The following is a 12,608-nucleotide window of genomic DNA, read 5'->3' on the forward strand; positions in this document are numbered from 1 at the left end:
GTTACCAAAAACTTCTTCTATTAATTTATTCTCTCCCAAGCCTAACTATTTATAAACTAAGCCGTAACAGGTGAAGATGAATAGGGCAGAGCTGGCTGTAAGGGATATTTCCGGGGGACTTAAAGAAGCGGATTTTGTATTGAAGGGCGACCTTGTTATACGGAATGTGACTGAATTTAAGGCTGCATTTCTTGATGCTGAAGCTAAATATACCTCCCTCAATTTTATTTTTGAAGATATTACCAGGATTGACATTCCTTTTATTCAACTACTCGTTGCTCTGAAAAGAAATCCGGGAATTAAAGTTTCATTCCAATTTGAAAAAGGTGATTACCTAAATAAATGGTTTGCTATGGCAGGCCTGCCGAAAGGATTCTTTGAACAATGAGCAGAACAGTTTTAATAGTAGACGACTCTGACCTGGTAAGGAGAATCCTGGGGTTTACCTTGAAAAAAGAAGGTTATACTACCCTTTTTGGTGCCGATGGAAAAGAAGCATTGTCACTTTTTGACGGGCGGGATATTGACCTGGTAGTGTCTGACTTGAACATGCCGGTGATGGGAGGATTAGAGATGATCAGGGAAATACGTGAGATGGAGCATTACCGCTTTATGCCTATTGTGCTGTTTGTTTCGGATGCCGGCGCTGACATGGCCCACTTCATCCGTTCTTCCGGTGCTACTATCGTATTTGATAAGGACGCCATTAAAGAAAAACTGGCCTCAACCGTAAAAAAACTAATCGGCTAGCATGGATCAGTACAAATCATCTTTCACTGAAGAGGCTCATGAACTGATTGCAGAAATGGAAAGCTCATTATTGCAATTAGAACAGAATCCGGACGATAATAACCTAATCCAGCAGGTGTTCAGAGCCATGCATACGCTTAAGGGTAATAGCTCAATGTTTGGATTTAAGGTGATTGCAGAATTCACGCACCATTTTGAGTCGATCTATGAGTTTATCAGAAGTGGTCAGCAAAAGGCTACGAAAGAGATCCTTGATATTTCTTTGGCTTCTCTGGACCATCTTTCGGCTTTAGTGGATGATGACAGTATTTCTTCTGTAGATGACCAGAAGAAGCACGCTCAATTGACGGCAAAAGTAGTTGCTATTGTAAACGCTATTCAACATACTTCTGCATTCAACCCTACTGAATTAATTCCTGAAGAACTAAATTCAGAAGATGGTTTGAAAACCTATCTGATCCATTTTCGGCCGCACCGCCATTTCTTTTATAATGGCAGCAATCCGCTCTATTTTATAGATGAACTGCAAGCCTTAGGCGAATGCATCATAGAAATTATAACAGATGATATTCCGGCATTTGCGGACATTGATCCTACCTTATGCTACACCTCCTGGAAGATAAGGCTTGAAACAAAGTCTGATCAGGCGCAGATAAAACAGGTATTCCTTTTTGCCGAACATATTAGTGATTTAGAGATCAGGGAAGAAATGCAGTTTGATGAGCATATTAAGATTCCTGAACCCTCTACATCTACAGAACAAGCCATAAAAGCTGCTCCCAAAGAGGTAGTTGCCAAGAAAAGCGTGATTTCGAGTGTACGTGTTCCTTCCGAGCGTCTGGACACCATGATGTCTTTAGTGAGTGAATTGATCACACTTCAGGCGAAGTTGGGAACTCTGGCAGAACATCTTCCCCACTCGGAACTTTTGTCGGTAACGGAGAATCTGGAGAAGATCTCTACCCGTTTGCGTGATAATGCATTCAGCATGTGTCTACTTCCCATCAATCATATGCTTACTCCTTTTAATCGTCTGGTACGCGACCTGGCTGATGGATTAAACAAGGAAATTGAGTTTCTTACTGAAGGAACAGAAACGGAGTTGGATAAAAATATTATGGAGGGCCTCTCCGATCCGCTGATGCACCTTCTTAGAAATAGTATCGATCACGGAATAGAGGATCCGGAACTGCGTGAGCAGGTTGGGAAACCTCGTTGTGGCACTATTTTATTTAAAGCCTATTGTTCGGGCACCAATGTGTTTATAGAAATTAAAGATGATGGTAAGGGAATGGACCCTGAAACGATCCGGGAGAAAGCTATCCAGAAAGGAATTATTGGAAAGGACGAGATCCTGAATGAAAAAGAGATCTTTAATTTGATCTTCCTGCCGGGGTTTTCCACAGCTGAAAAGATAAGCGAAATTTCTGGAAGAGGGGTCGGAATGGATGTAGTAAAGCGAAAGATCACCGATATCCGTGGTCAAATAAAAGTTAGTTCTCAACTAAACATCGGAACTACGATCACTATTAAACTGCCACTAACTGTTTCTATTATTGATGGTCTTTTGGTAAAGGTTAATGATGCCGATTTTGTAATTCCGCTTTCATCGGTTGACCGTTGTTTTGAACTGCCTGGAGCTAATGTTTTAAACCGCTTTAGCAGTATGGTAGTACTCGACGGCGAGCAGGTCCCTTTTATTAGCTTGGCCGAAGAATTCTATGGAACAGAGAAAAACGGATTTGCTCAGGAAATTATCCTTGTATATCATGAAGAGCGTAGAGTAGCGCTGTTAGCCGACTATGTAGTAGGGAAATTCCAGGCTGTACTAAAGCCTCTGGGCCGCTACTTCCAGGCGATGGAAACTATATCAGGCGCGACCATTTTAGGTGATGGTAGAATCGCCCTGGTATTAGACACGAGTAAAGTTATTGAGCATTATTCTGTTAAAAAACGATTTGCATTATGTCATTAAGAACGCAGACCGATTCATATTTAACCTTCAATATTGAGAAAGAGTTGTTCGCCATCAATGTTGGAAGAGTTTTGGAGATCCTGGAGATCCAACCCATTACCAGAGTACCACAGTCGCCTTCCTTTATGCGCGGCGTGATCAATTTGAGAGGAAATATTCTGCCCGTGGTTGATACACGTATGAGGTTCTCACTCCCAGGATCAGATTTCACTATCGATACCTGCATTGTAGTTTTAAGTATTGAAAACAACAAGGAAGCAACACTACTAGGTGTAATAGTAGATGCTGTACAGAAGGTTATCGAGATCAAGGCAGATCAAATTTACCGATCAACAAGCATCAGCAGCCATTTTAAAGAAGAATATATAGCTGGCATAGCAAAGGTAGACGAAGAATTTATCATGGTTTTGGATGTGGATAAAGTGTTCTCCACTGAGGATCTGCTTTCCAATTCCCAAGAAAACTAACATGGAGATAACAAATCTTAATAAAAAAGCCTTCAAAAAATAGCATCATGATCAATAATATTAAAATTTCAACCAAGCTATTTATCCTGGTATTCTTTATGTCGATAGCTATTATCGGCACAGGTTTATACGGGGTGAATAATCTCCGTAAAATGGACGCCGCATTCGAGCAGTTTTACAAGAAAAGGATGATCCCTTTAAATCAATTAAAAGTGATCTCGGATATGTACTCGATAAATATAGTTACCACTATCCATAAATTGAAAAACAAGACGCTGAGCTTTAAAGAAGGGAAACGAAATATCGCCCGGGCCCAGGACGTGATTGAGCAGAACTGGAAAGCTTATGAAGCTAATGCTCTGATCAGCGACGAGAAGAAAGAAGTTGAGCATGTAAAAGAACAATTGGCCAATTCTTATGAATTGTTGGAAACACTGAAAGCGATTACAGAACGTGAAGATATGGAAGCCTTAAGTGACTTCTCTATCCAGGAGTTTTATCCACAGGTTGATCCAATGGCTGAAGAAATGAGTGAGCTAAGCGCTCTACAACTTTCTTATGCTGATAAGGAATATGCTGAAGCTACAACGCTGTACGAAGAAACCAGAACACAGTCCTACTCGCTAATCTTGGCTGGAGTATTAATTGCAACCGTCATTTCTATACTAATTGCCAGGAGCATCCATCAAAATATTAAGAATGCCAGCTCTATTATTCACCTGCTCTCTGAAGGTGATCTTACCGTAAATATGGAAGTTTCGCATAAGGATGAAATTGGTCTTCTGCTGCATGAACTGAAAGGCATGATCGATAAGTTTAAAAACATCATTACTTACGTTAATTCTGCATCCGATAATATCGTTGCTGCCAGTCAGGAACTAAGCTCTTCTTCCCAGATGATGTCTGAAGGAGCTACCGAACAAGCGGCCGCAACAGAGCAGGTATCTTCTTCAATGGAAGAAATGGTAGCTAATGTGCAGAACAACACAGAAAATGCGCAGCAAACAGAGAAAATAGCGGTGAAGGCGTCGGCAGATGCTTTGGAAGGAAATGAGGCGGTAACAAAAGCAGTGGGTTCAATGAAAGTGATCGCAAGCAAGATCACAGTTATAACCGACATTGCCCGTCAGACGAATATCCTTGCTTTAAACGCGGCAGTTGAAGCGGCAAGGGCAGGCGAACAGGGACGAGGATTTGCGGTGGTTGCGGCCGAAGTAAGGAAACTCGCTGAAAAATCGCAGTTAGCTGCAAATGAAATAAACGAGCTTTCGCAATCAAGCGTAGGTGTTGCAGAACGTTCCGGAATCCTTTTAAGTCAGATTGTACCAAGCATTCAGCATACCACAAGATTAGTCGAAGAAATCTGCGCCTCCAGTGTTGAACAAAACTTAGGAGTGGGTCAGATCAATAACGCCATGCAGCAGCTTAATCAGGTTACTCAGCAGAATGCAGCAACCTCGGAAGAAATTGCTGCCAGTGCCGAGGAACTATCTTCACAGGCCGAGCAGCTTAAAGAGATGGTTTCATTCTTTAAACTGGAAGATGGTATGACGCAAAAATATACGGCTCCAAAACTCAGCACTTCTCCCCCCTTCAGAAATAATGTAATTAAATCAGCAGGTTCCTTAGTTCGTCAAAGGTCAAACGGTATAAGTCTGAATATGGACGAACTGGATAACGAGTACGAGAAATTCTAGTCCTGCTGGAGAATGGCAATAACAGGTACACGTACAGCAATGGTAATGTCGGTGCACGAATTTCATCGCTTAAGTAGTTTTATTTATACGCATTACGGTATTAAACTACCCATGACGAAAAAGACCATGCTGGAGGGTCGCCTGCATAAACGCCTTGTTGCGCTAAAATTGCCTGGTTATAAAGCGTATTGCGACTACTTGTTTAGTGCGGAAGGAAAACTGTCTGAATTGATACAGATGGTGGACCTGGTGACTACGAATAAAACTGATTTCTTTAGAGAAGCTATTCACTTTGATTATTTGAGCAGGCACGTGCTTCCTTCTGCTGCCCAAAATGATCCGGGCAAGTTATTTAGTATTTGGAGTGCAGGTTGTTCAACTGGAGAAGAACCTTATACGCTCGCGATAACTTTAAGTGAATTTGCAGAACTCAATAGAGGTTTTAACTTCAGTATCTTCGCTACCGACATTTCTACACGTGTATTAGGTGCTGCAGTAAAGGCGGTATATTCCGAGGAAAAAGTTCAGCCAATACCTCTGGTTCTTAAGAGGAAATATCTGCTTAAAAGCAAAGACGTAAAGAATAAAACTGTTCGTATTGCACCTCAGCTACGTTCTAAAGTAAATTTTGAGCGAATCAATTTTATTGATGATGATTTTAGTACCATTCAGGTCTTCAATGTAGTTTTCTGCAGGAATGTTCTGATTTACTTTGACCGTGAAACACAAGAAAAAGTGATTCGTAAGCTGTGTTCTAAGATTGAAGAAGGCGGCTATCTTTTTCTTGGCCACTCAGAATCGATATCGGGTATGGACCTTCCCTTAATTCAGGTACACCCAACAATATTTAAAAAGATTTAGTGTTGATGGAAAAACTCTATTTATTTCCGGGAAATGTTTTTGTGAGTAAGTCATCACATATTGTAGATACCGTCTTGGGTTCTTGTATCTCTGTTACCTTGTTTGACCCTGTTCAGAGGTTCGGAGCCATAAATCATTTTATGCTTCCGGTTTGGAACGGCGAGGGCACTGCGTCCACAAAATTCGGAGATATTGCCATTCAGCATCTTATTACAAAGATGCTTGAAATGGGGAGCAATCGTAACGATTTGATCGCGAAAGTGTTTGGAGGGAGCGAGATCAATCAACCTAATGGTTACTTCAGAATCGGAGCCAGGAATACTGCCATAGCTTTTGATATTTTAAAAAGGGAGAAAATACGAGTGGCCAGTCATAGTGTGGGAGGTAATTTAAGCCGGAAACTTGTTTTTAGATCAGACAATGGAGAAGTGCTGGTCAAGTTTGTTCAGGCGAATAAGACGCTCAAATTTTTTTAACAAGCTGGATCTTTTATGATTAACGAAAAAATCAAAGTTCTTATAGTTGATGACTCAGCCCTGTTCCGTCAATTACTTTCCAGAATAGTTGCTGCAGATTCGGGACTGGAAATTATTGGCACTGCAGCCGATCCTTTTATTGCAGCCAGCAAAATATCGGTACAGGTGCCAGATGTAATTATACTAGACCATTACATGCCCAGGATGGATGGACTTACCTTCCTGAAAAAAATAATGTCACAACATCCTATACCTGTTGTTTTTATAGCAGAAGAAGCTGGAAAAAGCTCAGAATTAGCAGTGAAGGCGCTTGAGGTGGGGGCTTTCGAGGTATTGTCTAAAGAGATCTTCTCAGAATTGAATCAAAATGTAAGATTAAAGATATGTGATATTATAAGGGCAGCTTCCTCTGCCCCCCCTAAAAAGAAACTTCTTTCTGAGGCTTTAACAGTTAAGCCCAAATTGAATGCAGATGCAGTGCTGCAGAAGGTGAAAGTTACAGGTGTGGTCACTTCCGACAAAGTAGTTGCCGTAGGCGCCTCTACTGGTGGGACAGAAGCAATCCGTATGTTTCTGGAGGGATTACCACTTAACTGTCCGGGAGTTGTAATAGTACAGCATATGCCTGAAAACTTTACGAAATCTTTCGCAGACCGACTGAACGATCTTTGCAGGATCAACGTGAAGGAAGCTTGTGATGGTGATCTTGTAAAACCTGGTACTGCCCTCATAGCTCCCGGTAATCAGCATATGCTTTTGAAACGAAGGGGAAGCCAGTATTTTGTTGAATTGAATAAGGGACCATTGGTCAACCGCCACCGGCCTTCTGTGGACGTTTTGTTCAGGTCTGCGTCTATCTATGCTGCTCAGAATTGCTTCGGAGTTTTGCTTACCGGAATGGGTGACGATGGCGCAAAGGGTCTACTGGAGATTAAACAGGCTGGAGGCCGTACTATTGCTCAGGACGAGAAAACTAGCGTTGTTTTTGGAATGCCGAAAGAAGCTATTCAACTTAAGGCAGCCGAAAAAATTCTGCCTGTCCAAGACATAGCGCGATATGTGATGCAGCTGAGCGGGAAGTAAAAAGGGGAACTGCCCCTTTTAAACCAATTCGCAATCAAAAACCCTTTCAAAATTAGATCGGAGCAGCACACTTACTTCCGCAACAGATATGGGCTTCCCGAGTTCTTCAACGATAGAAGTAATTCCTCTATCCTCTGAGCTAATGCCACAAGGGATAAAGTACTTATACGGCCGAAGATCGTTATTTATGTTTAAGGCGAAGCCATGATTACTTATCCAACGTGAAAGATGAATTCCAATGGCGCAAATTTTTCTTGAACAGTTACCATCTTTACCTTTAACCCAAACCCCTGGATATTCCGCATCATAAAAGGATTCTAGCCCTAATTGATCAAGCGTTAAAACAACTACTTCTGCGAGGCTTCCAATAAACCACCGAATATCTGTTTTAAAATCATTCAGATCGAGAACGGGATAAACAACAAGCTGGCCAGGATTATGCAAGGTGATCTGGCCTCCTCTTCTGGTACGAACAACGTCCAGTTTATGGCAGCACAACCCATCCAGATCTATGAGCAAGTCATTCTCAGTTGCTGAGCTTCCAAAACTAATCACGGCAGGGTGTTCACAAAATAGAATGGTGTTCTCCCTTTGTATCTGCATCGTTCTTTGAGCATAGATTTTCTCTCGCAACTCCTGCTGCAACTTTAAAGCATCCTGGTACACCATAAGCCCAGGTTGCTTGTAGAAAACCTTAGATTTAATTAACATCAGTATCAACTACTTCACCATCAGCTAATACAAAGCAACGTTTTTTTAGACCATGCTCGGCAAGGTCTGAACTAATACGGGCACGACCTTCCCGTGAATGACTCAGGGCCTCGAGGTGAACAATATAATAACTGGATGAAGTTAAGACCTTGGCTGCCTGTATAAGGTCCTCGCTGGTCATTAGAATCGGTCCGCCTCTATCAAATCGTGCTGCACCTCCATTTAACACTATATGTGCCGGTTTAAACTTATGCAACACCGAAGCTATTGCATCGTACCATATTGTATCGCCTGCCAAATAAAGGGATTCTGCACTTGTCTGAAGAACAAACCCATGTACCGTACCCATCATCGCTCCTATCTCCCCTGTTCCATGCCTTGCTTCAGTTATATCGAATTGAACTCCTTCCCATTTAAGGGTCTTATTAACAGCCAAGGTATTTGTGAAACCCTGCTTATTTAACTCAGGCACTAACTCAGGGCTGCAGACAACGGGGAGTTCTTTGCTAAGCACCCTTTGAGCTTCTGCATCCCAGTGATCAGGGTGTAGATGTGTAAGTAGTACTGCATCGACATTTTGAAGCTGATCTTCCAATTCCTGCTTGCTGAATGGCAGGTCAACTAATGGATTGGGCAGCTGTTCTTTTAACATAGGTAACAATCCCATTGAGCCTTTCGCTCCTAACATAGGATCAACTAAAATTCGCTTGCCATTAATCTCCAGGAGCGTGGTGGCATTTCTCCATAACTGAATTTTCATAGTCTTAATCTTACCGCAGCAAATTCAACTTTATTATTTTTTCATCAAAGAAGTTCACTTTTTGGTCACCTATACACAAATTTGTAACCTATGAATTACGAGGAATTTCAGAAATGCGGAGCGCGCGTCACACTTTCTCTTTTGGCAGGAAAATGGAAGCCTTTGATCTTATTCTACCTTTTTACAGGATCACAGCGCTTTACCGACCTATGGAGAATTATGCCAAGGGTTTCAAAGAAAGTTCTTCTGGAACAGTTGAAGGAGATGGAAGAGGCAGGCTTGATCCGCCGGGTTGAGAAGAACGGGTTTCCACCAGAGGTCTTTTACGAGCTTTCTGAACAAGGTAGAACACTCGGTCCACTATTGAAACAGCTGGACGAATGGGGCGATAACTACATTCAGACAAAAGAGTAGTATGATAAAAAATATAATTAAGGGTATAAAGCAATACTATCCTGTATCTGATGATTCTATTAATGTTTTAGCTCAGTATTTTACAAAACAACAGCTTCCGAAGAATCATTTGTTGACAAAACCAGGTGTGCGCGATAATTACGTTTACTTTATAGAACAGGGCTGTTCCCGTACATTTTTATTTATAGATGGTAAGGAGGTCACCAATTGGTTTAGCAAGGAGGGAGATGTGACATTTTCATCAAACTCACTTTATCACAGAACTGCAGGGTTTGAATATATTCAGCTTTTAGAAGATTCACTAATTTACCGCCTGTCTATTGAAACGCTAAATAAGCTATACAGCGAGAACATAGAGATTGTAAACTGGTCGCGCGTTATTCATCAGGAGGTATTATTGAAGATGCAGACCCTAAGACTCGACAGGCTATCCTTATCAGCTAAAGATAGATACGAGAAGTTCCTTTCTGAGAATCCGGATCTATTCAATCGTGTTAACTTAGGTTTTATTGCATCCTATTTAGGAATGACGCAGCCTCATTTAAGTGCTCTGCGTGCTGAAATGCGATTTTAAGATAGATGAAAATTTAAAAGCCGGGCTTTTTATAGTTTTGAAGTCAATCCTACACGAATGAATACAGAACTTGAAAAATGCCTGAAGGGAGAGATCTATAACACATCGGATCCTGATATACAAAGATTAAAATATAAGGCCCGCCAACTGACAAAAGAATATAATCAAACGGCAAGCTCTGATATTGCCAGGCGACAGGAAATCTTAAATGCACTATTCGGCAATAAGGGAAGCAATGTAAAAGTAGATATCCCCTTTTACTGTGACTATGGAAAGCACATTTCTATCGGAAACAATGTGATCATTAACATTAATTGCACCTTCGTCGACTGTAATAGAATAGAGATTGGAAACAATGTAATGATTGCTTCCAATGTTCAGATCTATACTGCTACTCACCCCGTTGAAGTCGATGAGCGGCTTGTTGCCGACTGGGACCTGGATATGTCTATCCCCTACTTCCGTACTTATGCTTTGCCAGTAAAGATTGAAGATAACGTTTGGATTGGAGGAGGAGTGATTATTTTACCAGGAGTAACTATTGGCAAGAATACAGTAATAGGGGCTGGCAGTGTGGTAAATAAATCCATTCCCCCAAACTCTGTAGCAGTTGGTAATCCCTGCAGGGTAATCAGGAATATAAATAAATAACGGGTCCTCCTGCTACCATAATAGGCACTTGCATAAATACCAATCAGTATGTATCTTTGATCCATGGGTCGCAACTCTCATATACCAGCAGAAGATACAGAGCAATTCATCATAGAAAAGGCAGCAGAGCTTTTCAACAAAAAAGGCTTTTGGGGAACTTCTTTGAGCGATCTGGAAAAGGCAACCGGTTTGACAAAAGGTAGTATTTACTCGAATTTTAAAGACAAGACCGACGTCTCTCTAAAGGTGTTTGATTACAACTACAATAAGTTACGTGAGCCAATGGGAGATCGGGTAAAGGGAAAAACAACTGCGAAAGAAAAATTAATGGCCTGCATTGATTTTTACATCACCTACTTCCCTAGCATGAAATCCTCCGGAGGTTGTGCGATTCAGAATGCTCTTATAGATTCTGACGATACTAATATTGCCCTTTTTGAAAAAGCTAAGTCTGCATTAGGCAGCTGGAAAGATACACTGCAAAAGATCATTGAAGCAGGCATTCAGAATGGTGAATTCCGCCGTGAATTGAACGCAGGTGTATATTCTGCTTACCTCATAGCAATAATTGAAGGCGCCATTTTAGTAGGAAAATCCCTTGACAGTCATCAGCTCTTTTCAGATATGCTCGCTCATTTAAAAGAAGAAATAACAAGGATTTAAATTTTTTTAGGAAAATAGATACTAATTGGTATGAAAAACAAAAAGGTAGTAGTAACGGGATTAGGCACAGTAAATCCCCTGGGACTAAATGTGAAGGACTTCTGGAAAAATACGATTGAAGGGAAGTCGGGCGCCGGACCCATCACGAAGTTTGATGCCTCAAAATTTAAAACAACTTTTGCATGTGAAGTAAAGGGTTTTGATCCAGAACTTTATATAGAGAAGAAAGAAATAAGGAAATATGATCTATTTACTCAATATGCCATTTCTGCGGCCCAGGAAGCGATTGAAGATGCAGGCTTTGATTTCGCTCGGCTTTCGGATGAAGAAAGGACTCGAATTGGAGTTATTTGGGCCTCTGGGTATGGAGGAATTAGCACCTTTGAGTCTCAGCTTACTGAATTTAATTCAGGAGACGGAACGCCAAGATTTAATCCCTTCTTTATTCCTAAAATCATTACAGATATCGCCGCAGGCGTTATTTCTATGCGGTACAAGCTTTATGGTCCCAATTACTGCACGGTATCAGCTTGCGCTTCTTCAAACACAGCTATTATAAATGCTTTAGACCTGATTAGAAATGGCCGGGCTGATGTGGTTATCGTGGGAGGATCTGAGGCCTCTATTACGCCTGCGAGTATTGGTGGCTTTAGTGCGTCGCAGGCTTTATCTAGAAGAAATGAGGAAATAGAAACGGCCTCACGACCCTTCGATGTTTCAAGAGATGGATTTGTCGCGGGCGAAGGTGCGGGAGCTTTAATTCTTGAAAGCTATGAATATGCTGTTAAAAGAGGTGCTAAGATTTATGCAGAAGTGGCGGGAGGAGGTATGGCTGCAGACGCCTACCATCTTACATCCACTCACCCTGAGGGCTTGGGGGCTTTGCTAGGTATTAAGGCAGCGCTGCAGGACGCGGGGGTGGAAGCGTCGGAAATAGGATATATAAATGCACATGCAACATCAACCGGCGCTGGAGATTTAAGTGAAATGAAAGCAATTGCAGAAGTATTTCGTCAGGCTCCGGATCTATTGATTAGTTCAACAAAATCGATGACGGGACATATGCTTGGTGCTGCAGGAGCGGTAGAGTCTATCGTCTCGGTCTTATCTCTTTATAATGGAATAATTCCAGCGACGATCAATACTACTGAAATTGATCCCTTGATCCCTTCTGAACTAAATATTCTTACAGGCCAGGCTAAAAGGAAAGAGATCCGTTACGCCTTAAATAACAGCTTTGGTTTCGGTGGGCATACAGCTACCTCCATATTTAAAAGGATGAATCTATGAATTTGCAAAATCAGGTTCAGGAATTTCACTAGAATTTGCAAGAGCTTGGTGTGCTTAAGTGAAAAGTTTACAACGTGCTCAAGATTATATTTAAATTATTTTTTTAATTGTGACGTAAATCACTTGCAAAGAAGTTAGAAAAGTTGATATTTGAGAAGGAATTATTTTCATTATTTAGAAATCGTAAAATACCCCCTGCTCCCTAAGCAGGGGGTATTGTTTTTTGATTGCTTTTT

Annotated in this window: 15 protein-coding genes; 13 read left to right on the forward strand and 2 right to left on the reverse strand. The window is 41.3% G+C overall.

Annotated elements, in window-relative coordinates:
• Positions 1–76: 76 nt before the first annotated feature.
• From J4N24_RS02000 to J4N24_RS02035, 8 genes are read left to right on the forward strand one after another with little or no spacing between them, the layout of a single operon-like run.
• Complete coding sequence (locus tag J4N24_RS02000; RefSeq protein WP_207531959.1) at positions 77–388, forward strand: hypothetical protein; 312 nt, start codon at positions 77–79, stop codon at positions 386–388.
• Entirely contained in the window at positions 385–750 is a 366-nt protein-coding gene (locus J4N24_RS02005; protein WP_207531960.1) for a response regulator, read from the forward strand. Before J4N24_RS02000 ends, J4N24_RS02005 begins: the two co-directional genes overlap by 4 nt.
• Before the next feature lies 1 nt (position 751).
• Complete coding sequence (locus J4N24_RS02010) at positions 752–2,725, forward strand: chemotaxis protein CheA (protein WP_207531961.1); 1,974 nt, start codon at positions 752–754, stop codon at positions 2,723–2,725.
• Complete coding sequence (locus J4N24_RS02015; protein ID WP_207531962.1) at positions 2,716–3,192, forward strand: chemotaxis protein CheW; 477 nt, start codon at positions 2,716–2,718, stop codon at positions 3,190–3,192. The genes J4N24_RS02010 and J4N24_RS02015 overlap by 10 nt, the downstream gene beginning before the upstream one ends.
• 47 nt (positions 3,193–3,239) lie before the next feature.
• Complete coding sequence (locus tag J4N24_RS02020; RefSeq protein WP_207531963.1) at positions 3,240–4,889, forward strand: methyl-accepting chemotaxis protein; 1,650 nt, start codon at positions 3,240–3,242, stop codon at positions 4,887–4,889.
• Between the two features lie 12 nt (positions 4,890–4,901).
• Positions 4,902–5,750, forward strand: coding sequence for a CheR family methyltransferase (locus tag J4N24_RS02025; protein WP_207531964.1), 849 nt, complete (start codon positions 4,902–4,904; stop codon positions 5,748–5,750).
• Between the two features lie 5 nt (positions 5,751–5,755).
• Complete coding sequence (locus J4N24_RS02030; protein ID WP_207531965.1) at positions 5,756–6,226, forward strand: chemotaxis protein CheD; 471 nt, start codon at positions 5,756–5,758, stop codon at positions 6,224–6,226.
• Positions 6,227–6,241: 15 nt separating this feature from the next.
• On the forward strand, positions 6,242–7,309 hold the full coding sequence (locus tag J4N24_RS02035; RefSeq protein ID WP_207531966.1) for a protein-glutamate methylesterase/protein-glutamine glutaminase: 1,068 nt from the start codon (positions 6,242–6,244) through the stop codon (positions 7,307–7,309).
• 18 nt (positions 7,310–7,327) lie between these two features.
• On the opposite strand, the gene lipB is transcribed toward J4N24_RS02035, so the two are convergent.
• Together lipB and J4N24_RS02045 are read right to left on the reverse strand one after the other, a co-directional pair.
• Positions 7,328–8,020 (reverse strand): lipoyl(octanoyl) transferase LipB, encoded by a 693-nt coding sequence (gene lipB / locus J4N24_RS02040; protein WP_207531967.1) that lies wholly within the window; start codon positions 8,018–8,020, stop codon positions 7,328–7,330.
• The gene (locus tag J4N24_RS02045; protein WP_207531968.1) at positions 8,010–8,780 is read right to left on the reverse strand and encodes an MBL fold metallo-hydrolase; all 771 of its coding nucleotides are present in this window, start codon (positions 8,778–8,780) and stop codon (positions 8,010–8,012) included. Before J4N24_RS02045 ends, lipB begins: the two co-directional genes overlap by 11 nt.
• 90 nt (positions 8,781–8,870) lie before the next feature.
• On the opposite strand from J4N24_RS02045, the gene J4N24_RS02050 reads away from it, so the two are divergent.
• From J4N24_RS02050 to fabF, 5 genes are all read left to right on the forward strand, one after another.
• Positions 8,871–9,194: a winged helix-turn-helix transcriptional regulator gene (locus J4N24_RS02050; protein ID WP_207531969.1), complete on the forward strand. Its 324-nt coding sequence runs from the start codon at positions 8,871–8,873 to the stop codon at positions 9,192–9,194.
• A 1-nt stretch (position 9,195) separates the two neighbouring features.
• Positions 9,196–9,768 carry a Crp/Fnr family transcriptional regulator gene (locus J4N24_RS02055; protein WP_207531970.1) on the forward strand — a complete coding sequence of 191 codons (573 nt, stop codon included), beginning with the start codon at positions 9,196–9,198 and terminating at the stop codon, positions 9,766–9,768.
• Between the two features lie 57 nt (positions 9,769–9,825).
• Positions 9,826–10,419 (forward strand): sugar O-acetyltransferase, encoded by a 594-nt coding sequence (locus J4N24_RS02060; RefSeq protein ID WP_207531971.1) that lies wholly within the window; start codon positions 9,826–9,828, stop codon positions 10,417–10,419.
• A 63-nt stretch (positions 10,420–10,482) separates the two neighbouring features.
• On the forward strand, positions 10,483–11,082 hold the full coding sequence (locus J4N24_RS02065; RefSeq protein WP_207531972.1) for a TetR/AcrR family transcriptional regulator: 600 nt from the start codon (positions 10,483–10,485) through the stop codon (positions 11,080–11,082).
• Positions 11,083–11,112: 30 nt separating this feature from the next.
• Positions 11,113–12,372, forward strand: a complete 1,260-nt coding sequence (gene fabF / locus J4N24_RS02070; protein WP_207531973.1) for a beta-ketoacyl-ACP synthase II — start codon at positions 11,113–11,115, stop codon at positions 12,370–12,372.
• The last annotated feature ends 236 nt before the right edge of the window (positions 12,373–12,608 follow it).

It is taken from the genome of Desertivirga arenae (assembly GCF_017355785.1).
GTDB lineage: Bacteria > Bacteroidota > Bacteroidia > Sphingobacteriales > Sphingobacteriaceae > Desertivirga > Desertivirga arenae.